A 22,977-nucleotide genomic window follows, 5' to 3' on the forward strand; every position below is an offset into this window, starting at 1 on the left:
TCGGTCACCGTGGGCTCGGACGAGCCTGATTCTCGGCGACCAGGTACCTGCGGCAATGCGCTGATCTGCGGGTCGTGGCGCCGGCGTCTCGAGGCACCGGCGGTCTGCGCAGCCCCCGGGGGAAGCACAAGACCCCGCAGCAGGCTGCCGCCCACCTCCGTGCTGCTCGCCGCGTCCCCACTTCTAGAGGGCGTGGGCGGCCGCTACTTCGAGGACTGCGCCGAGGCTGCGGTCGTCACCGAGCGTACGGCTGAGTGGGCCGGTGTCGCACCGTACGCCATCGACCCCGGCAACGCCGAGCGGCTGTGGGAGGTCGCGTCGGAGTTGGTCGCCGCGGCCAGGGGCTGACCTGGCGTACGGATAGGGCGGGCGGGCCGGTCTCCCGGCCCGCCCGCGACCGTCAACGGTTCTCGGTGCTCTCCGGCTTGGCCCCGTAGCGCGGCGGCGCCGACCACGGCGACTCCGACTCGGTGCGGCGGGGCAGCGGCTCGGTGGCGGGCTCCGGATAGCCGAGGCTGAGCGGAGCGGTGTCCTGCTCGCTCCGCCCGCCGGCCGGCGGCCAGTCACCGAGGGTGAAGCTGTTCTCCTGCGTGGTGTCGTCGGCCGGGGTCAGCTCCGCCCCGGTCGTCGCGGGTGCCGGCCAGGGCCGCCACCGTTGCACGCTGAAGACCGCCATCAGCAGCAGCAGGCCGATCAGGAACAGGGTGCCGTCCTGCACCGGCTCACGCAGCGGCAGCGGGTCCCCGAGCACCTTCCACCCGTTCGGGATCCGGTCGAGCACGGTGAACGGGGCGATGAACATCCCGACGTACGGGGTGATCAGCAGCAGCCCCGCGACGAGGGGGCCGAGCGGGGAGATGCGCAGCGTGCCGAGCAGGCCGAGCAGGATGCCGGCGACGCCGAGGTAGACGGCCGGCTCGATCAGGTTGGGCGTGCTGTACGTGCCGATCTCCACCCAGCGGTTCACGGTCCGGCCCGACCCGTCCTGCCCGAGGGTGACCAGCACCCAGGTGATCGGCGCCACCACCAACCCGGCGAGGAAGCTCCAGAGATGTCGCATCCGCGCACCGTACCGTTTCCGTCATGACCGAGCACCCCTCCACCGCACTGCCGGGCAAGCCGACCTCGTACTCCCGGGTCACGCTGAGCCGCATCATGACCGCCGTCGATGTCAACCTGTACGGGACCGTGCACGGCGGGGTGCTGATGAAGTTCGTCGACGACGTGGCCGGAGCGGCCGCGGCCCGGCACAGCGGTGGCACGGCGGTCACCGCGTCGATCGACGAGATCGTGTTCTCCGAGCCGGTGCGGGTCGGTGACCTGGTGCACGCGCACGCGCAGGTGAACTGGACCGGACACACCTCGATGGAGATCGGGGTGCGGGTGGTCGCCGAGCGCTGGGACTCCGCCGAGGAGGAGCCGGTCCGGGTGGCCACCGCGTACCTGGTCTTCGTCTCCGTCGACCTGGGCGGGGCGCCCCGCCCGGTCCGGCCGGTGCTGCCGGAGACCCCGGACGACGAGCGCCGGTTCCGCGAGGCGGAGATCCGCCGGGCGCACCGGCTCGCCCGGCGTCGCGCGATCCAGGCCCACCGCGCCGGCTGAGATGTACGCCGGCCCACACAGCCGACGGGTCGGGCGTGTGGGCCGGCCACGCCCCGTCACCGGCGGCCGGTGCGGAGAATGGCGCTTCGAGGTAGGGCAAGATGGCGCCACGGCCCATGCACAGTGTCGTGCGGGCCTCAGGGAGGGGTGGAGCAGTGGGTGACGTGCTGTGGACGCCGCCGGCGGACGTACGCGAGCGGTCCCGGATCGGGAGCTACCTGCGCTGGCTGCGGGAGCACCGGGGGCTGGACTTCACCGACTACGACGCGCTGTGGCGCTGGTCGGTCACCGACCTGGACGCGTTCTGGCGGTCGATCTGGGACCACTTCGAGGTGGTCGCGCACACCCCGCCGACGGCGACCCTGGACGACCCGGCGATGCCCGGCGCCCGCTGGTTCCCCGACGCCACCCTCAACTACGCCGAGAACGTGCTGCGGATGCCCGGCCGGGCCGACGACGACCCGGTGGTGGTCGCGCACGGCCAGACCCGCCCGCCGGTCACCCTGACCGCCGCGCAGCTGCGCGAGCAGGTCCGCCGGGTGGCGGCCGGGCTGCGCCGGCTCGGCGTGACCGCCGGGGACCGGGTGGCGGCGTACGCCCCGAACATCCCCGAGACGTACGTGCTGCTGCTCGCCACGAGCAGCCTCGGCGCGATCTTCTCGTCCTGCGCGCCGGAGTTCGGTACCCGCAGCGTGACCGACCGCTGGCAGCAGATCGAGCCCAAGGTCCTGGTCGCCGTCGACGGCTACCGGTACGGCGACAAGCCGGTGGACCGGCGGGCCGAGGTGGCCGCCATCCGGGCCGCCCTGCCCTCGCTGACGCACACCGTCGGCATCGCGTACCTCGACCCGGCCGGCGCCCCACCGGCGGGCGCGCTGGCCTGGGACGAGCTGGCCGCGGCGACCGACGAGCCGTTGACCTTCGCCCCGGTCCCGTTCGACCACCCGCTCTACGTGCTCTACTCCTCCGGCACCACCGGGCTGCCCAAGCCGATCGTGCACGGGCACGGGGGCATCCTGCTGGAGCACCTGAAGATGCTGGCCCTGCACCACGACCTGGGCCCGACCGACCGGTTCTTCTGGTTCACCACCACCGGCTGGATGATGTGGAACTTCCTGGTCTCCGGGCCGGCGGTGGGCGCGACGATCGTGCTCTTCGACGGCAACCCCGGCCACCCGGACCTGGGCGCGCTCTGGCGGCTGGCCGAGGAGACCGGCACCACGTACTTCGGCACCTCGGCGCCGTTCCTGCTGGCCTGCCGCAAGGCGGGCCTGGTGCCGAGGGAGATCGCCGACCTCTCCGCGCTGCGCGGGGTCGGCTCGACCGGCGCCCCGCTGCCCGCCGAGGGCTTCGCCTGGGTGTACGAGACGGTCGGCGACGGCCTCCAGCTCCAGTCGCTCTCCGGCGGCACGGACGTCTGCACCGGTTTCGTGGGCGGGGTGCCGCTACTGCCGGTGCACGCTGGGGAGATCACCTGCCGGGCGCTCGGGGCGAAGGTGGAGGCCCGGTCGGCCGACGGCTCCCCGGTCATCGGCGAGCTGGGCGAGCTGGTCATCACCGCGCCGATGCCGAGCATGCCGGTGGGCTTCTGGAACGACCCGGACGGCCGCCGCTACCGGGAGGCGTACTTCGAGGTCTACCCGGGCGTCTGGCGGCACGGTGACTGGATCACCATCAACTCCCGGGGCGGCTGCGTGATCACCGGCCGGTCGGACGCCACCCTGAACCGGGGCGGGGTGCGGCTGGGCACCGCCGAGTTCTACTCGGTGGTGGAGGGGCTGGACGAGGTCGTCGACTCGGTGGTGGTGCACCTGGAGGACGACGAGGGCGGCGCCGGGGAGCTGCTGCTCTTCGTGGTGCTCGCCGAGGGCCGGGAGCTGGACGACGCGCTGCGGAAGAAGATCAGCCGCGAGCTGCGTACCGCGCTGTCGCCGCGGCACGTCCCCGACGAGATCCACCAGGTCAGAGCCGTCCCCCGCACCCTGTCGGCGAAGAAGCTGGAGGTCCCGGTCAAGAAGATCCTCACCGGCACCCCGGTGGACCGCGCCGCCGCCAAGGGCGCCCTGGCCAACCCCGACTCCCTGACCGCCTTCGCCGCCTTCGCCCAGCGCCGCGCCACCGACCAGGACACCCCCACCCCCGCCTGACCCGCCGTCGCCCCCGGCCTGCGTCGGTCATGCAGTTGTGGTGCCTGACAAAAGGGACCAACCCGTCCGACCCGCCCACCACAACTACATGATCGATCCGTGGGGGAGGGGGTCAGGTCAGGGTGTGGGTGGCCTTTTCGGTGGCGGCTCTGGCGGTCAGGCGGGCGGGGTCGATGTTGGCGCAGAGGACGATGGTCGCGCCGGCGGTCAGCGGGGCGAGCAGCCAGTCGATCGGGTCGGGGTGGCGCGCCACGTCGACCAGGACGCGGTCGCCGGGAGCGATGCCGAACTCGTCCGCGCGTCGCCACGCCCGCGCCACCAGCTCCTCGCCGCCCGAGGCGTACGGGGTGAAGTGGTCGCCGTGGGCGCGGACCTCCGACACGTAGTCGGCGAAGCCGGCCGGCACCTGCCGCATCGGCAGGGCGAACGGGTCCAGCGCCAGCACGTACCGCTCGCCGGCCGACCAGGCGTCCGCCTCGGCCACCCGCGCGGCGGCGGCGAAGAGCACGTCCACGTCCCCCGGGACGTCGGTCACCGTCAGCCCGGCCGACCAGCAGCCCAGCAGCACCCCGGCGGTCTGCCAGTGCGGCGGGAGCGACACGCCGGCCGCGTCGCCGGGGGAGAGGGCCAGCTCGTCGACGAGGAGGTTGGCCGTCTTGGCCACCCAGTTCGCCAGCGTCGCGCCGGAAAGTTCGGTGCGCTCGCCGGTGGCGTCGTCGTACCAGGTCAGCAGGGGGCGGGTCGGGTCGGTCGCGATCGCGTCGGCGAAGACCCGGGCAATGTTGTCGGCCATCGGGGCGAACGATACGCCGCTGCGACCCGTACTCGATGACGATGACAAGTCGGCGTACCGTCGGGTCGCAGTCAGCGTCACGACCGGGCTCCGGCGTAGGCTTGCCCGGAGTGTTGTTGCCCACAGACCCGCCAGTTCAAGGAGTTGCCCCGTGACCGCCGGTCGCCCGCCCCGCGTGCTCATCGACGCCACGAGTGTCCCCGCCGACCGTGGCGGCGTCGGTCGCTACGTCGACGGTCTGCTCGGCGCCCTCGGCGCAGTGTGCGGTCAGGGGGTCGACCTGGTCGTGGTCAGCCTCCGGACCGACCTGGAGCGCTACACCCGGATGCTGCCGGGCGCCGAGGTGATCCCCGCCCCGGCCGCCGTCGCGCACCGCCCCGCCCGGCTCGCCTGGGAGCAGACCGGCCTGCCGCTGCTCGCCCAGCAGGTCGGCGCGGAGGTGCTGCACTCGCCCTTCTACACCTGCCCGCTGCGCGCCGGCTGCCCGGTCACGGTGACCGTGCACGACGCGACCTTCTTCACCGAGCCGGAGCACTACGACAAGTCCCGGCGCACCTTTTTCCGCAGTGCGATCAAGACGTCGCTGCGCCGCGCCAACCGGGTGATCGTGCCGAGCAAGGCCACCCGGGACGAGCTGATCCGGCTGCTCGACGCCGACCCCACCCGCATCGACGTGGCGTACCACGGGGTCGACCAAGGAGCCTTCCACGCGCCCGGCGAGGAGGAGAAGGCCCGGGTCCGGGCCCGCCTGGGGCTGGGGACCAGCAGCTACATCGCCTTCCTCGGGGCGAAGGAGCCGCGCAAGAACGTACCCAACCTGATCCGCGGCTGGGCCCGCGCGGTGGGTGACCGGACCGACCCGCCGGCCCTGGTGATCGCCGGTGGCCAGGGCCACGACGACGACATCGACCGCGCGGTGGCCGAGGTCCCGTCGCACCTGCGGCTGCTGCGCCCCGGCTACCTGCGCTACGCCGACCTGCCCGGCTTCCTCGGTGGGGCGCTCGTCGCGGCCTACCCGTCGTACGGCGAGGGTTTCGGACTGCCCATCCTGGAGGCGATGGCCTGTGCCGCTCCGGTGCTGACCACGCCGCGGCTGTCGCTGCCCGAGGTGGGCGGTGACGCGGTCGCCTACACCAGCGAGGACCCGGACCAGATCGCCACCGACCTGGCCGCTCTGCTCGACGACGAGCAGCGCCGGTTGTCGCTGGCGAAGGCCGGCTTCGACCGGGCCAAGGAGTTCACCTGGGAGTCCAGCGCCGAGGTGCACATCGCGGCGTGGACCCGGGCCCGTTCCTGAGGCGCGAGCCGACCGGGGGGGCCGACCTGTCGTCCGAGCTGGAACGGGTCGGGCATGATGTGCTGATGCTCTACGCCGTGATCCCGGCGGGTGGCAGTGGCACGAGGTTGTGGCCGCTGTCCCGTGCGGGGCATCCCAAGTTCCTCCACCCGCTCACCGGGACCAGCGCCTCGCTGCTCCAGGCGACCGTCGACCGGTTGGCGCCGCTGACCACACCGGAGCGCACCCTCGTGGTGACCGGGGCCGCGCACGCGGCTGCGGTGGCCCGGCAGCTCACCGGGCTGCCCGAGGAGAACATCCTGGTGGAGCCCTCGCCCCGGGACTCCTGCGCGGCGATCGCCCTGGCCGCGGCCGTGATCGCGCTGCGCGACCCGGAGGCGGTGATGGGTTCGTTCGCCGCCGACCACCTGATCGGGGACCCCGATTCCTGGGTGGAGACGGTGCGCGCGGCGGTGCGCGGCGCCGAGCAGGGCCTGCTGATGACGGTCGGGATCACCCCGACCCGCGCCGAGACCGGGTACGGCTACCTGGAGACCGGCGAGCCGACCGGCGAGGGGCCGCTGCGCCCGGTCACCGAGTTCAAGGAGAAGCCGGCCGCGCCGGTGGCCGAGGCGTACCTGCGGTCGGGTCGGCACCTCTGGAACGCCAGCATGTTCGTCTGGCGGGTCGACGTCTTCCTCGCCGAGCTGGCCCGGCAGCAGCCGGCGCTGCACGCCGGGGTCACCGCCATCGCCGCCGCCTGGGGCACCCCCGAGCAGGACGAGATCCTCGGCGCGATCTGGCCCACCCTTCAGAAGATCTCCGTCGACTACGCGGTGATGGAGGGCGCGGCGACCGCCGGCCGGGTCGCCACCGTGCCCGGCGACTTCGGCTGGAACGACGTGGGGGACTTCCACACCCTCGGCGAGGTCCTCCCCGCCGACCCGGACGGCAACGTGGTGCTCGGCACCGACGCCAAGCCGGGGGTGCTGCTGCACGACACCAGCGGGCTGGTGGTGGTGCCGCAGTCCGGCCGCCTGGTCGCCGTCCTCGGCGTACGGGACCTGATCGTGGTGGACACCCCGGACGCGGTGCTGGTCTGCCCCCGCGACCGGGCGCAGGACGTCAAGACCCTGGTCGACCAGCTCAAGGCGCGCGGCGAGGAGGGCCTGGTCTGACCGCTGCGCGGCGGTGGCCGGCCAGCCGGCCGCTGCGCGGCGGTGACCGGGGTGGCCCGGTCAGCCGGCCGCAGACCGGCGGCGCAGGGCGGCCAGCCCCGGCGCGACCAGTTGGGCGGTGCCACCGGCCAGCGGCTCGGGCAGCCGGTCCGGCGGGAACCAGCCCAACGCCTCCGACTCGTCGCTGACCTGTTCCCGCGCGCCGGCCGGGGCGAAGACCGCGAACCGCACGTCGTGGTGCAGCGAGCCGCCCTGGCAGGCCACCGGGTGGATGTCCACGTCGATCGGCACGGGGTCGACGACCAGACCGGCGATGCCGGACTCCTCGGTGGCCTCCCGCAGCGCGGCGCCGGCCAGCGTCCGGTCGGTCGGCTCGCAGTGCCCGCCCAGCTGCACCCACTTGCGGAACTTGCCGTGCAGGCAGAGCAGCACCCGGGTGCCGGTGGCGTCGAGCACCAGCGCGCTGGCGGTGACGTGCCCCGGCCGGTGCGTCCGCTCCACTGCCACCGGACCGGCGGCCAGCAGCTCGACCGTGCGGTCGCGCGCCTGCGCGGCGGCCGGGCCGGTCGCCGTCCAACCGCGCAGCACCGCGAGCGCGTCGGCGTGCAGCGCGGCGACCTCGGCGGCCCCCGCCGGTCGCGCGGGTGGGCTGTCGACCTGCCCCGGTACGACGCCGGGCGTCGACAGGGATCCCTTCCGTCCGTTCAACACGCCGCAACTGTACGGGCGGGGGGTCACTACGCTGACGCGGTGACGCTGCGACTCGTCGAGTTCGTGGTCGCCGGCAACGAGGCCAGCGACCTGCTGCCGGTGCGTTCCCCGGCGTTGCTGCGCCGGTACGGCGCCCGGCGCGGTTTCTGGACGGTGCTGGACGAGGGCCCGGTGGAGCGCTGCCTGGCGCTGCTGCTGGAGCGCGCGGACGGCGACTGGGTCGCCCACCACGTGCCCGCCGACGCCGGGGCGGAGAACGGCCGGACCGAGGACGGTGAGGCGCTCGCCCACCACGACGGCTGGGTGTACGTCTTCGGCTCGCACTTCGGGTCCAAGGCCGGTCCGCTGCGCCCCCGGCGGGCCTTCGTGGCCCGGTTCCGGGAGGACGACGCGGCGGCGGACACCCTGCCCGTGCAGGTGGTGCGCAACCGGTTCCGGGTGCACCGGGCGGTCAACGACGCCCTCCTCAAGGCGCCGTTCTCCGCGCTGCCGCCCGGCGACCGGGTGCGCCGCCGGTTCATCGTCGAGACGCTGGCCCGGGGCACCGACCGGGCGAAGAGCTGGGTGAGCCGGCTCTCCGAGGACGACCTGCCGTTGAACGTGGAGGCGGCCGCCTTCACCCCGGCGGGCACGGCGCTGCTGGGGTTGCGCTTCCCGGTGACCACCGACGGCGACCCGATCCTGGTCGAGCTGGCCGGCGTGCCGGAGATGTTCACCGCGGGCGGTGGCTGGCCCCGCGCCGGCCGGGCGCACGCCCTGACCGGGGTGACCCCGCCGGGCGCGCTGACCGGCTTCCGCGCGGTCACCCCCACGTCCGACGGCGGGTACGCGGCGGTGACCGGCTCGATCGACGCCCTCGGCAAGGGGTCCGTGCTCCTCGACGACCACCCGACGGGCGGCGACGTCACCTCCCGGCACGTACGGTTCGGCTGGGCGCCGACCGACGACCAGCGGATCGCCGGCGAGGTGGTGGCGGAACTGGCCCCGTTCCACCACGTGGAGGGGCTGGCCGAGCTGGACGGGCGGTACTACTACGTCACGGACGAGGACCACCGGGTCGCGCTCTGGATCGGCTGACGGGGCGACCGGACGGCACCTCTGCGGAGGTGAAGCCGCAGACCCTCGTGGTGCCGCCCGGTCGCCCCGGCGCCGCCCCGGTATCCGGGGCACCCGTGGCGTGACCGGCAGGAGACCCGCCACCACGTCCGGGCAGTTGCAGCATGCCAACCGGCGCCACGGGCGTCGAGGCTTTTCATCCCACGCTTAAAAGTGGAGGTAAGTGCCGGCCGGGTACAGTGCGAACGGTCGGTGGGCATCCCCTCTGCCCGTCACAGGAGCGTCGCCATGCTGACCATTCACTTCTCCCGGGAGGACATCCTCCGGACCCGGGTGGCCCCCGGGGCGGACCCGGTCTGGGAGCTGGTCCTCAGCCTGCACCTGCTCCAGGGACGCAGCCGCGACCCGCTGATGGCGCACTGGCGTCGGGGGGTCGCCGGCGAGCTGCGCCGCGACGCCGGCTCCGCCCAGCTGCGGCTGCTCTTCGCCCTCAACCCGCCCCGCGGCTACTTCCCCGACTTCCTCACCCCGTACGACAGCGTGCAGGGCTTCGACGCCGGCCTGGAGGCGGTCCGCTCCACCCCGGCCGAGCGGCTGCACCGGGACCTGACCCTGCTGGCCGGGGAGCACGCCCTGCCCTCGGGGGCGGCCGGGCTGGCCCGCGGCGAGCCGGAGGTGCTGCGGCAGCTGACCGACTCGATGTCGCAGTACCGGTCGGTGGCGCTCGAACCGTACTGGGCACGGATCGAGGCCGCCGTGGAGGCCGACCGCACCCGCCGGGCGCGGGCCCTGCTCGACGGGGGCGTGGAGGGCCTGCTGGCCAGCCTGCGTCCGGCGATGCGGTGGGATTCGGGCGTGCTGGAGGTGCGCGACTACCCGTACAGCAGGGAACTGCACCTGGACGGCCGGGGGCTGCTGCTGGTGCCGTCGTTCTTCTGCGCGAGCACCCCGGTCGCGCTGGTCGACCCGGCGCTGCCCCCGGTGCTGGTGTATCCGGTGGACCGGCTGGGCGGCCTGGCGCCGGCGTCCGGCGGGGGCGTCGCCCCGGCCCGCGACGGGGCCGGGCGGGAGGCGCTCGCCGCGCTGATCGGCCGGACCCGGGCGGCGGTGCTGGAAGCCACCGACGAGGGCTGCACCACCGGCGAGGTGGCCCGCCGCCTGCGCATCTCACCGGCCGCCGCGAGCCAGCACACCACGGTGCTGCGCAACGCCGGTCTGCTGGTCAGCCAGCGGGACCGCAACAGGGTGCTGCACACGCTGACCCCGCTCGGCCGGGCCGTCCTGGACGCCTGAGCACCGCTGGGGCGGCCCGCCCCGCCGGTCCGGCCCGGCCGGGACGCCGGGCGACCCGGGACCGGGGCGGGCCGGATCAGATCGCCAGCGCGGCGCTCGCCGTGCTCCCCGCCGGGGGCGGCAGCAGCGCGGAGCCGACCCCCTCGGCGGCCAGCGCGGCCCGCAGCCGCTGCACGTCGGCGCCGAAGCGCACCAGGTCCGCCCGGTCGACCGGGGTGGGCGCCGCGCCCAGGACCAGACCGGTGGCGTGCTCCGGCCAGCCGGGCACGGCGGCCACCAGGGCGGCGCGTACCTCGTCGTCGGTGACGTGGGTGAAGGCCGTGCCGGGGGCGACCACCTCGGCCACGGCGGCCACCGCCCGGCCGACCGCGGCCGGGTCCGCCGGGCCGTCACCGGGCCGTTCGGCCAGGGTCGCGGCGGCGCGCAGGCCGGCCACCTTCGCCTCGGCGGTGCCCAGCGAGAAGAGGTCCATGCTGGCGTCGCGGATCAGCGCGGCCGCCCCGAGACCGTCGTCCACCCGGGCGGCGGGCAGGTAGCCGCGGACCACCGCCACCGGCACCTGGTCGCGCTTGCCCTTGATCAGCTCGCCGGCGGCGGCCAGCTCGTCCACCACGGCCATCTGGGTCAGCTCGAGCTCGTTGCCGTACGGGTCGATCTCGCCCCGGTGGTCGCGGATGGCGGACATGCCGGCCACTCCGAGCGCCACGTCGGTGAGTCCGTTGCGCCACGGCCGGCCCATGGTGTCGCTGATGATCACCGCCACGTCCAGCTCGAAACGTTCGCGCAGCGCGGCGCGGAGCGCCCGGGCGGAGGCGTCCGGATCGCGGGGCAGCAGCACCAGCCGGGTCTTGTCGACGTTGGAGGCGTCGATCCCGGCGGAGGCCATCACGAACCCGTGGTGGGTCTGCACGATCCGGGTCGAGCCGCGGGTGGCCACCACCCGCGCCGTCTCCGCCGTCAGCACCTCGTCCCGGGCGGCGAGCCGCTCCGGCCCGTCGGCCGGCACGTCCACCAGCCGGCCCTCAGCCTTCGAGACGATCTTGCTGGTGACCACCAGCACGTCGCCGTCGCGCAGCCACGGCGCGGCGGTGGCGATGAGCGCCGCCAGGTCGTCGCCCTCGGTCACGTCGCCGATGCCCGGCACCGGCAGGATCTCCAGCCTCACATCAGCTCCATCGCGGCGCGGACCATCGCCGTCGTCGCCGCCTCGTCGGTCATCCGCAACGGCGCGGACCGGACGGTCACCCCGGGCACCTCGGTGCCCGCGTCCTCCGGCGCGACCAGCCAGCCGTCGAGCAGGCCGCCCTCGCCGCGCCCACCGTAGAGCCGGCCCACCCCGGCGGCGCTGCACTCGACGCCCAGCACCGACAGGCAGCGGTCGGCCATGCCCCGGACCGGGGCGCCGCCGATGATCGGCGAGATCCCCACCACCCGGGCCGGCCCTTCGGCGACCGCCTCGCGCAGCCCCGGCACGGCCAGCACCGGCGCCACGCTCACCACCGGGTTGCTCGGCGCGATCAGCACCACGTCGGCCCCGGCCACCGCCTCGGCCACACCCGGAGCGGGCTTGGCCGTCTCCGCGCCGACGAAGACGAACCGGTGGGTCAGGATGTCCGCGCGGTGGCGCACCCACCACTCCTGGAAGTGGATCGCCCGCTGTCCGCCGTCGGCGTCCACGACCACGTGCGTCTCCAGGCGGTCGTCGGTCGCCGGGAGCAGGCGTACGCCGGGCTGCCAGCGGGTGGCCAGCGCCTCGGTCACCGCCGACAGCGGGTAACCGGCGTTGAGCATGGTGGTGCGGACCAGATGGGTGGCGATGTCCTTGTCCCCGAGCCCGAACCAGGTGGGCTCGGCGCCGTACGCGGCCAGCTCCGCCTTGACCGTCCAGCTCTCGCCGACCCGGCCCCAGCCCCGCTCCGGGTCGGCGCCGCCGCCCAGGGTGTACATGACGCTGTCCAGGTCGGGGCAGACCCTGAGTCCGTGCAGGTGCAGGTCGTCGCCGACGTTGACCACGGCGGTCACCTCGGCGCCCACCTCCCGGGCGTACGCCCGGACGCCGAGCAGGAACCGGGCGCCCCCGATGCCGCCGGTCAGAACCACGATGCGCATGTCGTCCATCCTCGCGCACGCGCCGCCTGCGGTCCGCCGCCGCCCCGGGAGACTAGGCTCACGTCGGCACCTGTCCGTTTCGCCCTGAGGAGCGCCCGTGACCAGCCCCGCCGATCCCGCGTCCACCGACGCGGCAAAGGCCCGCCAGCTCACCGGACCGTTGCGGGAACTCGCCGCGCTAGTGCTGCTCGGCGCGAACGCCGTACTGCTCTTCGTCGGGTTGGTCCGGCTGCTCGCGCCGGGTGCCGGGGCAGGGCGGGCCGGCAGCGCCTACTTCTCCTTCATCGGCCTGGAGTCCGCGCTGCTGCCGCTGCTGGCCGTGCTCCTGGCCACGCACGTCTCCCCGGTGCTGCCACGGGCGAAGCAGATCACCCAGGTCGCGGTCGGCGAGTACGCGGTCGGCGCCCTCTTCGGCGTGCTCTCGCTGCTGGTCTGGCTGGTGAACCGGCTGGCCGAGGCGGAGCTGCTGGACGCGTTCCTCGGCATGCTGGCCCGGGTCGCCTGGCTGGCGCTCTTCGCGATCGCCGCCTTCGCGGTGTACCGGGTCTGGCGCACCCTGTATTACGTCCCGAAGCCCGCACCCCAGCCCGGCGTGTACGGCCAACCCCAGCCCGGCTGGCCGCAGCCGGGCCCGGGCGGCTACCCGTCCGCGGGGGGTTACCCGTCGGCCGGCAGCTACCCGTCCGCGGGCCAGTACGGGCAGTCGGCTCCGCCCTTCGGTGCCGCGCCGTCCGCGCCGCCGTTCGGGGCCGTTCCGCCTTCGGCGCCGCCGTTCGGGGCCGTCCCGCAGTCCGCGCCGCCGTTCACCGGGCCGAACACCGCCCCGCCGTTCGGGCAGCCGCCGTCGGCGGACCCGACCCAGGCCATTCCGCGCCAGCCGGGCGAGGGCGGGGCGCCTCCCGCACCGCACGGCGGCGACGACAGCGACCGGACCCAGCGCTTCCACCGGGACGACCCGAACTCCCCCCGCTGACCCTCGCCACGGGCATCGGCCGGGCTGCTGCGCGAGCCGGGTAAGGGCGCACGCCGACCCCCGACGCCCGCACCGGCCGGGCAGCGGCCCACGAGAAGCGGATTCCACCGCGAGCGTGATACCTCACCGGCATCCTGATGCCTCCCAGGTATCACGCTCGCGGTGACATGTCTGCCCAGTGCGGTGACGCTGCGTGCTCGGCCCTGGCGTCAGCCCGGCGCGGTACCCGGCCACCGCCCCGGTGTCGGCACGCGCGAGGCCGGTCTCACCTGCCCTCCGCTGTCCGGACGATCGCCGCGATCAACACATAGGCTGAGCGGATGGCTGATCGCACCGACCCCGGCCCGACGACGGCGAGCATCGAGCGCGCGTTGCGCCGGGCGGCCGCCGGGCGCGCCCTCGACGTGGACGAGGCCCGCGCGCTGCTGGCCGCCCGTGGGCCCGCGTTGGACGAGCTGCTGCGCCTCGCCGGCGAGGTCCGCGACGCCGGGCTGCGCGACGCCGGCCGGCCGGGTGTGGTGACGTACTCCAAGAAGGTCTTCATCCCGCTCACCCGGCTGTGCCGGGACCGCTGCCACTACTGCACCTTCGCCACCGTGCCGCACCGGCTGCCGGCGGCCTTCCTCGAGCAGGACGAGGTGCTGGGGATCGCCCGGGAGGGTGCGGCGCTGGGCTGCAAGGAGGCCCTGTTCACCCTCGGCGACCGGCCGGAGGAGCGCTGGCCGGCCGCCCGGCGGTGGCTGGACGAACGGGGCTACGACTCCACCCTGGACTACCTGCGCGCCTGCGCGGTGGCGGTGCTGGAGGAGACCGGCCTGCTGCCGCACCTCAACCCGGGGGTGCTCTCCTGGTCGGAGCTGCAACGGCTCAAGCCGGTCGCGCCGAGCATGGGGATGATGCTGGAGACCACGGCCACCCGGCTCTGGTCCGAGCCGGGCGGCCCGCACTTCGGCTCCCCCGACAAGGAGCCGGCGGTCCGGCTCCGGGTGCTGGACGACGCCGGCCGGGTCGGCGTGCCGTTCACCACCGGCATCCTGATCGGGATCGGGGAGACCCCGGCCGAGCGGGTCGACGCCATCTTCGCGATCCGCCGGGCCCAGCGGGAGTACGGCCACCTCCAGGAGGTGATCGTGCAGAACTTCCGCGCCAAGCCGGACACCGCGATGCGCGGGATGCCCGACGCGGAGCTGCACGACCTGGCCGCGACCGTGGCGGTGACCCGGCTGCTGCTCGGCCCGAAGGCCCGCGTCCAGGCCCCGCCGAACCTCATCGAGGGCGAGTACGACCTGCTGCTGCGGGCCGGCATCGACGACTGGGGCGGGGTCTCCCCACTCACCCCGGACCACGTCAACCCGGAGCGTCCCTGGCCGCAGCTGGACGAGCTGGCCCGGCACACCGACAAGGCCGGCTTCACCCTGCGCGAGCGGCTGACGATCTACCCGGAGTACGTCCGCGCCGGTGACCCGTGGCTCGACCCGCGGCTGCTGCCGCACGTCACCGCCCTGGCCGACCCGGAGACCGGTCTCGCGGTGGAGTCCGCCCGGCCGGTGGGCCGCCCCTGGCAGGAGCCGGAGGAGGTCTTCGGCGGGCGGACCGACCTGCACGCCACCATCGACACCACCGGCCGTACCGACGACCGGCGGGGCGACTTCGACAGCGTCTACGGCGACTGGTCGGAGGTCGCCGGCAAGGTCGTGCCGGAGGCGGTCGGCGTACCCCGGAGCGGGGCCGGGACCGGCGCGGACGCCGACCTGCGGGCGGGCCTGCGGTTGGCGGCCGACGACCCGGCCGCCCTGCTGGAGCCCGGCAACGCCGACGCGGCGCTGGCGCTCTTCGGCGCGGACGGCCCGGCGCTGGACGAGCTGTGCCGGCTCGCCGACGACGTCCGGCGGGACGTGGTCGGCGACGACGTGACCTACGTGGTCAACCGCAACATCAACTTCAGCAACGTCTGCTACGTGGGTTGCCGGTTCTGCGCCTTCGCGCAGCGGGAGCGGGACGCCGACGCGTACCGGCTCTCGGTGGAGCAGGTCGCCGACCGGGCCGAGGAGGCGTGGGCGGCCGGCGCGAGCGAGGTCTGCCTCCAGGGCGGCATCGACCCGAAGATGCCGGTGACCGGCTACGCCGACCTGGTCCGGGCGATCAAGGCCCGGGTGCCGGGGATGCACGTGCACGCGTTCTCCCCGATGGAGATCGTCACCGCCGCCGCCAAGGCCGGCGTGCCGGTGCGGGAGTGGCTGACCCAGCTGCGCGAGGCCGGGCTGGACACCATCCCCGGCACCGCGGCGGAGATCCTCGACGACGACGTGCGCTGGGTGCTCACCAAGGGCAAACTGCCCGCCGCCGCCTGGGTCGAGGTGGTCAGCACCGCCCACGAGCTGGGCATCCGGTCCAGCTCCACGATGATGTACGGCCACGTCGACCATCCCGGCCAGTGGCTCGGCCATTTCCGGGTGCTCGCCGGGGTGCAGGACCGCACCGGCGGGTTCACCGAGTTCGTGGCGCTGCCGTTCGTGCACACCAACGCCCCGATCTACCTGGCCGGCATCGCCCGGCCCGGCCCCACCTGGCGGGAGAACCGGGTGGTGCACGCGATGTCGCGGCTGCTGCTGCACGGCCGGATCGACAACATCCAGTGCTCCTGGGTGAAGCTGGGCGACGAGGGCACGGTGGCGATGCTCAACGGTGGCTGCAACGACCTGGGCGGCACGCTGATGGAGGAGACGATCTCCCGGATGGCGGGCTCCGGCAACGGATCGGCCCGCTCGGAGGAGCAGTTGCGGGCCATCGCGACGGCCGCCGGACGCCCGGCGCGCAAGCGGACGACCGCGTACGGTCACGCCTGGAGATAGCGTCGAACCTTTCCCGGGCGCCGGCCGTACCACTGGACGCCGGCGGCGGTTGAGGCGAGGGCCGCCGCCGGTGACCCCTCGCGAGCCACCCGCGGGCGCTGTGGCGCCGCCGGAGGAAAGGTGCCCCATGACGAGTGAAGAGCGGAAGCGGCCCTGGCCGCGACTGACCCGCCGGCAGACGTTGACCGCCGCGGCGAGCGCCACGCTCGGCGCGGCGGCCCTCACCGTGCCGGGCCTGTCGGCCGCGCAGAACACGTCGTCCGCCGGCGCGAAGGACGATCCGATCGTCGTCCACCTGCGCGATGCCGCCTCCGGGACGATGGACGTCTTCGTCGGCGCCTCCCGGATCGAGGTACGCGACCGCGGCCTGGCGGACCGGCTGCGTCGCGCCGCCGGACGGCCCTGAGCCGGCCGCTCCCGCCTTCCCTCCGGCCCGGCGCGGGCTCCCGGCGCCCGGCCGTCTTCACCCGACTCCGTCCTGATCCCGCAAAGGTTGGTCCGCCATGTCCTCCCACCGCGAAGCACCGGAGATTGCCAAGGACCCGGTCGCCGACAGCTCCGACCTGTACGCCTTCGTCAGCCCCGACAAGCCCGACTCGGTCACGCTGATCGCGAACTACGTGCCGTTGCAGCTCCCCTCCGGCGGACCGAACTTCTTCGAGTTCGGCGACGACGTGCGCTACGAGATCCATATCGACAACGACGGTGACGGCCGTCCCGACGTGACCTACCGCTTCGAATTCACCACCGAGATCACCAATCCGAACAGTTTTCTTTACAACACCGGCCCGATCGAGTCGTTGGACAGCAAGAACTGGAATCGGCGGCAGTTCTACCGGCTGACCCGGGTGGCCGACGGCCGGGAACACGTGCTCGCCCACAAGCTGCCCTGCCCGCCGTGCAACGTCGGGCCGCTCTCCACTCCGAGCTACTCCGAGCTGGTGCGCCAGGCGACGTACTCGCTCTCCACCGGGGAGCGGGTCTTCGCCGGGCAGCGCGCCGACGGCTTCTTCGTGGATCTCGGGGCCATCTTCGACCTGGGCACCCTGCGGCCGTTCCAGCAGCTGCACGTGGCCGGCAAGAAGGTCTTCCGGACCGAGGGGGAGCCGGTCAACGCGCTGGACCGGATGAACGTGCACAGCATCGCGGTGCAGGTGCCGCTGAACAGGGTGCGCCGCAGGGCCAACCGGTACGGCGCCGGCGACCGCGCGTCGGTCATCGGCGTGTGGACCTCCGCCTCCCGCCAGCAGGTCCGGGTGCTCGGCGACAAGGTGGCCGCGGACACCGCCGCCGGACCGTGGACGCAGGTGTCCCGGCTCGGCAATCCGCTCTTCAACGAGGTCATCGTGCCGATGTCCAAGAAGGACCTGTGGAACTCGCTGCCGCCGTCGGAGGACAAGCGGTTCGCCCGGTTCGTCGAGCGGCCCGAGCTGGCCGCCCTGCTCCCCGCCCTCTACCCGGACGTCTTCCCCAACCTGGACGCCCTGAACAAGTCGCGGAAGCCGCGGGCGGACCTGGTGGCGATCCTGCTCACCGGCATCCCGGCCGGGCTGATCGACGGCTTCACCAACGCCACCGGGGACATCCAGGCCGACATGCTCCGGCTGAACACGGCGATCAGGCCGAGCGCCGAACCGGACCGGTTCGGGGTGCTCGGCGGTGACCTGGCCGGCTTCCCCAACGGCCGGCGGGTCGGCGACGACGTGGTGAGCATCGCACTGCGGGCCATCGCCGGGGTCACCGTCCCGCTGGTGGACCGGACGTTCACCCCGGACGCGGCCGCCGGCGCGGTGACCCCGGGGCTGAGCGCCGCCGACGTGACGGCGCCCTTCCTGCGCAACTTCCCCTTCCTGGGCACGCCGTACGACGGGTTCAACAATCCGCCGGCGGCGCAGTCCTGAACGGAGGGAGTCGGGAATGCACGGACATCGACACGCGTACGGGCCGACGGAGAGCGGCACGGTCCTGCTCGATCTCGGCGGCGACACCGGTGCCTTGATCATTCACACCGGACGCGACCTGCGGGGCCGGGAGATCGAGATCAGTCGCGCCGACGGGGCCGCCGGGCCGCGCACCCACTCCGCGGTTCGCGAGCGGATCGTCCGGGACGGGGTGTTCCACAGTGCGGTCTACCCGGACCTGCCGGCAGGCCTCTATACCGTTTGGTGGGACGACAGTACGCCCGCGGGAGCGATCTCCGTCACGGGTGGCGAGATCGCCGAATTCACCTGGCCGACCAGCGTTTCACCGGGGGCGGACTGATCGTCGCACCCCGGTCCGTCGCCGCGCCCCGCCCACATTGTGGACGGGGCGCTGTCGGCATTTCCGGCTCGACGGGCAGCCTCGACCGAACCGCGTTAACCTGTGCCCCACCGAGATCCTGATCTTGGTGGCCGGTCCACCGGAGCCTCCGCCGGCGTACCCCGGCGGTGTCCACGATGGCGACGCCACGGCAGAAATCTCGGGCAACTCGCCGGAGAGGGCGTTACTCCTCTGGGGTCTGAATCGATAGGGCAGGTTGCGAGGCCGGGTGGTCCGAGTGGCCGTCCGGAAGCGTGTCGGGAGGGCGACTCCATTATCAAGTTCGGCTTGACGGCGCATGCATTACACGCGTGTAATTTGAATGGGGTTGTTCGCGCGGAACGCAACAAATTTGGACCGGACGGACAAGCACGCCTTTCGCGTGGGGGGTTGCAGCGGCGATGACGCCGGTGCGCGACAAGGAGGCATCTGATGGACGGCCAGCTTGAAGTGGCCGACCTGCTCGGGAACGCGCCGGAGTGGCAGGAGCGGGCACTCTGCTCGCAGACCGACCCGGAGGCTTTCTTTCCCGAGAAGGGCGGATCGACCCGCGAGGCGAAGCGCATCTGTTCGCGGTGCGAGGTCAAGACGGAGTGCCTCGAATACGCTCTCGGCCACGACGAGCGGTTCGGGATCTGGGGTGGGCTCTCCGAGCGGGAGCGGCGCAAGCTCAAGCGGCGGGCCGCCTGAGCTGACGCGGAGTCGGGGCGGTGGGGGCCGCCCGGCTCGCGCCCGACGGTCGGTCGCGGGGGCGGCCGACCCGGGGGTCGGTCAGGCCAGCTCGTCCGGGTCGACCCCGAGCAGGTTCGCCACCTGCTCGATGATCACGTCGTGCACCAGGTCGGCGAGGTCCTCGCGGTCCATCGCGCGGAACTCCAGCGGCCTGCGGTACAGCACGATCCGCGGCGGCACCTCCTGCCGGCCCGGACGGCCCGGCAGGAGCCGGGCCAGCGGGACCTCGCCGTCCTCCAGCACGTCGGAGTCGTAGACGTTCAGGTCCGGCGGGACGTCCTCCACGGCGAACTCGACGCCGGCCAGCTCCTTGGCGAAGCGGCGCTCCAGAGTCTCGACGGTGTCCAGCACCAGGTCGTCGAAGACCTCCGCCTTGGTCCGGGCCAGCGGGACGGTCGCCGGCACCAGCCGCCCACGCAGGCCGCGCCCGTGGCGGTCGCGGTGGGTGCGCCGGCCGGAGCCGGGGCGGCGGTGTTCCGGGCTCGTCATGAGGCCAGGGTAGCTGCCGCGCGGGCCCGGCCTGCGGCACCGCCGCCTCCGGGCGCGCCGGGACGCGACCGGTGCGAATTGTGATCACCGTGACGGGCGTGTCGGAACGCGAACCGATGCGCCGTACCCGGTATTGGGGATACCCTGCCGCACGTGAGGTCACCACGGCGCTGCTCCCGTAACGGCTGCCCCCGGCAAGCGGTCGCCACATTGACCTATGTCTACAACGAGTCGACAGCCGTGGTCGGCCCGCTGGCGGCCTTCGCCGAGCCGCACACGTACGACCTCTGCGAGCCGCACGCCCGGAGCCTGACCGCCCCCCGGGGCTGGGACGTCGTCCGGCACGAGGGCGAGTTCGAGCCGCCCCCGCCCACCACCGACGATCTGGTCGCCCTCGCCGAGGCCGTCCGCGAGGCCGCCCGCCCGGTGGCCCCCCGACCGCCCGAGGACGACCAGCCCGCCCACCAGGGCAACCAGACCGGGCGCCGTGGCCACCTCCGCGTCATCCCCCCCAACCACTGACCGGCGCCGGCTAGCACGTCCCGGTCCACCGGGGTCGAGACTGTCCGGAACGAGACGGATCGGGTTCTCCGCAGGCCGCCCGCACTAGGCTCCGGCGTCAGGCGGACGTGAATCACGCGCCGCCGCCCGTAGCCGACGCGGCGTGCGCCCCGATTGGCGGTCACCGGCCTGAGGTCGACCTGCCGTCCGCCGTCGCGTTCCCGCGGGCGCCGACGTCGACGCCGAGCCGGAGGTTCCTGGGGTGGACAGCGCCGGCGACTCGATCTTCGACCAGGCCGTGGAAGAGGCCCTGGGCCTGGACGAGGTGAGCGGCGCTTCCGTACGGGTCGGCCTGGGACCGGAGCAGATCAAGCGTCATCTCCAGCAGCTCCGTCCCCGCCTGTTGCAGCCCCACGGCGCGGAACTGGCCCAGCTGGCTGAGCTGGAGCAGGAGCGGATCTTCATCACCACCGCGATCCGCAACGTCGTCGACCCCTTCTGGCGGGCCGTCTACCGCCGAGGGAAGGTGCCCTACGACGTCATCGACCGGGCGCTCGAGCCGCTGTGGTTCGTCGCCTGGGGCATCCCGGCCGACTGGCGGCGGGACCTGCACCCCGCCCTGGCGAAGCCGCTGGGAGTCCTGCATCTCCTCCTGCTCGTCGGACTGTTCACGGTCCCTGTGTGGCTCGCCCGACAGGACCTGTTGCCGGCGCCGGCCGCCGTCGTGCCGATCGCGGTGGCCGGTCTCCTCGGTGCCGTGCTCGTCGTCGGCCTGGTGGTGCGGGTGCTGCGCCGACAGCGCCGCCAATCGGAACCGAACATCCTGGACCGCAGGGCCATCGACGCCCGGGTCGCCCGCATCATCGACGACGACGTCGACTACCGCGACGTCGTCTCCCGCATCGAGGAGCTGGAGCTGCGGATCCGCCGTGCGGTCCTGGAGCAGCAGGTGCTGCCGCAAATCCGTACGTACCTGAACGAGCGGGCGAGCGGGTCGGCGGCCGCCGGGCCGGTGGACCCCCGGGAGTTCACGGTGATCAGCGCGCCCGGCCTCGGAGAGGTCGACGACCAGCGGTTCGAGATCGCGACGGGGTCGATGAACCGGCTGGTCCGACTGTTGCGGCAACTGCCGGGCGGCAGCGTCGGGCTCTCCGGTCCCCGAGGGGTCGGCAAGACCACCATCCTCCGGGCACTGACCGACGAGGGCTTCGCCATCTGGGACGAGCCGCTCCTGCGGATCTACCTGTCCGCCCCGGTCCGGTATGTGGCGGTGGACTTCTTCACCCACCTGGCCCTGGAGGTGTGCACCGCGATCGGCCCGCCCGCCGGCCCGGAGCTCGCTCGCCCCGCGCCCTCGCTGTCGGAGACGGGGCGCTCGGCCAACCGGAGGGTACGCCGCCTGTTCACCTCCGCGCTGGCCGGGCGGATCGCCGCCTATCTCCTCGTCGGCGGGACCGCGGTGGCCACCGTCGCCGCGCTGCGGGCCACCCTGCCGGCGGCGGAGTTGCGCATCCCGCTGTCGATCGTGGCGGTGGTGGCCGCCGCGGTGGCGCTCGCGGTACAGCTCGTTCCGGAGCGGGTGCTCGGCGCGCTGCTGGTCGTCCGCCAGCTGCATCTGCATCTGGCGGTTGCCGCCGCCGCGCTCGTCGCCGTGGCTTACCAGCACTGGTGGCACGTGGTGGTGGAGCTGCGCGAGCCCGTGCTGCGGTGGGCGCCGACCGTGGCCGGCCTCGTCCTGATCCTCGCGCTGGTCGCGGCCGGAGTCCGGCGGGCACGGCGCACCGCCGAGCGCAGGCTCGACGCGGAGCTGGTCGACGCCAGCGCCCGTACGGCTGCCACCGTCCCCGATTCGCCGTGGGCGCCGCTCTACGCGGACGCGGAGGCGTTGCGCAATGTGCTGGTGTACGACCAGTCCGACTCGGTGGCCCGGGCGGCCAAGGTGAGCGCCGGCGCGGGCGCCGCGGTGAAGCTCGCCGCTGAGCTGTCCCAGACCGACTCGACCCTGCTCGCGCGGCGCGCCATCACGATGCCGGAGATGGTGGCGCGACTGCGCAGCCTGATCGAACGCGCCACGGCACGCGGCCGGGTGGTCATCGCCATCGACGAGCTCGACAAGATCGGGGACAAGGACGACGCACGGCAGTTCATCAACGACCTGAAGGCCATCTTCGGGGTCTACCGCAGCTACTTCATCGTGTCCGTGTCCCAGGACGCGATGATCGACTTCGAGCGGCGGGGGTTGACCGTCCGGACCGAGGTCGACAGCGCGTTCGACGAGGTCGTCTACGCCCTGCCGATGTCGCTGGACGAGACGCGTGAGCTGTTGCAGCGGCGCGTCCTCGGCCTGTCCGAGCCGTACATCCAGCTCTGCTACTGCCTGTCCGGCGGCATCCCCCGCGACTCCATCCGGGTGATGCGCTCGATCATCAACGCCGGCCTGGAGACGACCGGCAAGGCGTGGATCAGCGCGGTGACCGAGCGGGTGCTCCGCGAGGAGCTGGCCCGCTACGCCGGGGCGACCCTGGCCGGCACCCCCGGCGAGGAGGAGTGGCCGGCGGACCTGTTCGCCGTCTTCGCCCGCCTGCGTACCCGGGCGGTGCCGCCCGACCGGTTCGCCACCGAAGCGGTCGGCGTCGCGGACGACGGCTCGCGAGCGGAGCCGGCAGCCGACGATCGGGTCGCCTCCGTACGCCGGGAGGTGCGCGTGGTGCTCGCCTTCCACGCCGAGGTGTGGCGGATCTTCTCCACCACCGCGTCGAGCATCGGGTCGGCCGAGGTGGAGCGGTTGGCCCAGGCGCGACGCGACCTCGCCCTGAACCTGTCCTTCGTGCTGCTGTCGATCACCGACGCCCCGGCCGCTCCCCGGCCGAGGCCGACGCCGAACGGTCCGGTGCCCGCTCCCGCGACGGGGGCCGGGACGACGGACCCCGGCTGAGCCGGTCGCCGATGCGGCTCGCGGGCGCC

At 73.8% G+C, this 22,977-nt stretch carries 21 protein-coding genes; 15 read left to right on the forward strand and 6 right to left on the reverse strand.

Going from position 1 to position 22,977, the window contains the following annotated elements; translation table 11 throughout:
- The first annotated feature begins 159 nt into the window (after positions 1 to 159).
- A complete protein-coding gene (locus V6U79_RS00250; RefSeq protein WP_334613025.1) occupies positions 160 to 348 on the forward strand; it encodes a hypothetical protein in 189 nt (62 codons plus the stop codon).
- Between the two features lie 52 nt (positions 349 to 400).
- Here V6U79_RS00250 and V6U79_RS00255 read toward each other — a convergent pair whose 3' ends face one another.
- Positions 401 to 1,060, reverse strand: a complete 660-nt coding sequence (locus V6U79_RS00255) for a hypothetical protein (RefSeq protein ID WP_334519846.1) — start codon at positions 1,058 to 1,060, stop codon at positions 401 to 403.
- 23 nt (positions 1,061 to 1,083) lie between these two features.
- Between V6U79_RS00255 and V6U79_RS00260 the strand changes: the two genes are divergently transcribed.
- A complete protein-coding gene (locus V6U79_RS00260) occupies positions 1,084 to 1,602 on the forward strand; it encodes an acyl-CoA thioesterase (protein ID WP_334519843.1) in 519 nt (172 codons plus the stop codon).
- Positions 1,603 to 1,757: 155 nt separating this feature from the next.
- Entirely contained in the window at positions 1,758 to 3,749 is a 1,992-nt protein-coding gene (locus V6U79_RS00265; RefSeq protein ID WP_334613026.1) for an acetoacetate--CoA ligase, read from the forward strand.
- A 112-nt stretch (positions 3,750 to 3,861) separates the two neighbouring features.
- On the opposite strand, the gene V6U79_RS00270 is transcribed toward V6U79_RS00265, so the two are convergent.
- The gene (locus V6U79_RS00270; RefSeq protein WP_334613027.1) at positions 3,862 to 4,542 is read right to left on the reverse strand and encodes a TIGR03089 family protein; all 681 of its coding nucleotides are present in this window, start codon (positions 4,540 to 4,542) and stop codon (positions 3,862 to 3,864) included.
- A gap of 151 nt (positions 4,543 to 4,693) precedes the next feature.
- Between V6U79_RS00270 and V6U79_RS00275 the strand changes: the two genes are divergently transcribed.
- Complete coding sequence (locus V6U79_RS00275; protein WP_334519834.1) at positions 4,694 to 5,839, forward strand: glycosyltransferase family 4 protein; 1,146 nt, start codon at positions 4,694 to 4,696, stop codon at positions 5,837 to 5,839.
- Positions 5,840 to 5,904: 65 nt separating this feature from the next.
- Entirely contained in the window at positions 5,905 to 6,996 is a 1,092-nt protein-coding gene (locus V6U79_RS00280; RefSeq protein ID WP_334519831.1) for a mannose-1-phosphate guanylyltransferase, read from the forward strand.
- Between the two features lie 60 nt (positions 6,997 to 7,056).
- Here V6U79_RS00280 and V6U79_RS00285 read toward each other — a convergent pair whose 3' ends face one another.
- The gene (locus V6U79_RS00285; RefSeq protein WP_442933737.1) at positions 7,057 to 7,683 is read right to left on the reverse strand and encodes an NUDIX hydrolase; all 627 of its coding nucleotides are present in this window, start codon (positions 7,681 to 7,683) and stop codon (positions 7,057 to 7,059) included.
- A 63-nt stretch (positions 7,684 to 7,746) separates the two neighbouring features.
- Here V6U79_RS00285 and V6U79_RS00290 point away from each other — a divergent pair, with 63 nt between their 5' ends.
- Positions 7,747 to 8,784 carry a hypothetical protein gene (locus V6U79_RS00290; protein WP_334613028.1) on the forward strand — a complete coding sequence of 346 codons (1,038 nt, stop codon included), beginning with the start codon at positions 7,747 to 7,749 and terminating at the stop codon, positions 8,782 to 8,784.
- A 267-nt stretch (positions 8,785 to 9,051) separates the two neighbouring features.
- Positions 9,052 to 10,056 (forward strand): ArsR/SmtB family transcription factor, encoded by a 1,005-nt coding sequence (locus V6U79_RS00295; protein WP_334613029.1) that lies wholly within the window; start codon positions 9,052 to 9,054, stop codon positions 10,054 to 10,056.
- A 76-nt stretch (positions 10,057 to 10,132) separates the two neighbouring features.
- Here the strand turns inward: V6U79_RS00295 and V6U79_RS00300 are convergent, their stop codons facing one another.
- Both V6U79_RS00300 and cofD read right to left on the reverse strand, forming a co-directional pair.
- Positions 10,133 to 11,221: a coenzyme F420-0:L-glutamate ligase gene (locus V6U79_RS00300; protein ID WP_334613030.1), complete on the reverse strand. Its 1,089-nt coding sequence runs from the start codon at positions 11,219 to 11,221 to the stop codon at positions 10,133 to 10,135.
- Positions 11,218 to 12,165, reverse strand: coding sequence for a 2-phospho-L-lactate transferase (cofD, locus tag V6U79_RS00305; protein ID WP_334613031.1), 948 nt, complete (start codon positions 12,163 to 12,165; stop codon positions 11,218 to 11,220). Before cofD ends, V6U79_RS00300 begins: the two co-directional genes overlap by 4 nt.
- Positions 12,166 to 12,262: 97 nt before the next feature.
- Between cofD and V6U79_RS00310 the strand changes: the two genes are divergently transcribed.
- The 6 genes from V6U79_RS00310 (at position 12,263) to V6U79_RS00335 (ending at position 18,981) form a co-directional block, all read left to right on the forward strand.
- Positions 12,263 to 13,138: a hypothetical protein gene (locus V6U79_RS00310; RefSeq protein WP_334613032.1), complete on the forward strand. Its 876-nt coding sequence runs from the start codon at positions 12,263 to 12,265 to the stop codon at positions 13,136 to 13,138.
- 320 nt (positions 13,139 to 13,458) lie between these two features.
- Complete coding sequence (locus V6U79_RS00315) at positions 13,459 to 15,990, forward strand: bifunctional FO biosynthesis protein CofGH (protein ID WP_334613033.1); 2,532 nt, start codon at positions 13,459 to 13,461, stop codon at positions 15,988 to 15,990.
- A 127-nt stretch (positions 15,991 to 16,117) separates the two neighbouring features.
- Positions 16,118 to 16,396 carry a hypothetical protein gene (locus V6U79_RS00320; RefSeq protein ID WP_334519810.1) on the forward strand — a complete coding sequence of 93 codons (279 nt, stop codon included), beginning with the start codon at positions 16,118 to 16,120 and terminating at the stop codon, positions 16,394 to 16,396.
- 97 nt (positions 16,397 to 16,493) lie between these two features.
- Positions 16,494 to 17,891: a DUF4331 domain-containing protein gene (locus V6U79_RS00325; protein ID WP_334519807.1), complete on the forward strand. Its 1,398-nt coding sequence runs from the start codon at positions 16,494 to 16,496 to the stop codon at positions 17,889 to 17,891.
- A 16-nt stretch (positions 17,892 to 17,907) separates the two neighbouring features.
- Complete coding sequence (locus V6U79_RS00330) at positions 17,908 to 18,252, forward strand: eL34 family ribosomal protein (RefSeq protein ID WP_334613034.1); 345 nt, start codon at positions 17,908 to 17,910, stop codon at positions 18,250 to 18,252.
- A 471-nt stretch (positions 18,253 to 18,723) separates the two neighbouring features.
- Positions 18,724 to 18,981: a WhiB family transcriptional regulator gene (locus V6U79_RS00335; protein WP_007455784.1), complete on the forward strand. Its 258-nt coding sequence runs from the start codon at positions 18,724 to 18,726 to the stop codon at positions 18,979 to 18,981.
- 81 nt (positions 18,982 to 19,062) lie between these two features.
- Here V6U79_RS00335 and V6U79_RS00340 read toward each other — a convergent pair whose 3' ends face one another.
- Positions 19,063 to 19,512 (reverse strand): metallopeptidase family protein, encoded by a 450-nt coding sequence (locus tag V6U79_RS00340; protein WP_088963879.1) that lies wholly within the window; start codon positions 19,510 to 19,512, stop codon positions 19,063 to 19,065.
- 153 nt (positions 19,513 to 19,665) lie between these two features.
- Between V6U79_RS00340 and V6U79_RS00345 the strand changes: the two genes are divergently transcribed.
- Together V6U79_RS00345 and V6U79_RS00350 are read left to right on the forward strand one after the other, a co-directional pair.
- Positions 19,666 to 20,034, forward strand: coding sequence for a DUF3499 domain-containing protein (locus V6U79_RS00345; protein WP_334613035.1), 369 nt, complete (start codon positions 19,666 to 19,668; stop codon positions 20,032 to 20,034).
- A 241-nt stretch (positions 20,035 to 20,275) separates the two neighbouring features.
- Positions 20,276 to 22,948, forward strand: coding sequence for a P-loop NTPase family protein (locus V6U79_RS00350; RefSeq protein WP_334613036.1), 2,673 nt, complete (start codon positions 20,276 to 20,278; stop codon positions 22,946 to 22,948).
- The last annotated feature ends 29 nt before the right edge of the window (positions 22,949 to 22,977 follow it).

Source organism: Micromonospora psammae (assembly GCF_036902725.1).
Taxonomy (GTDB): Bacteria; Actinomycetota; Actinomycetes; order Mycobacteriales; family Micromonosporaceae; genus Micromonospora.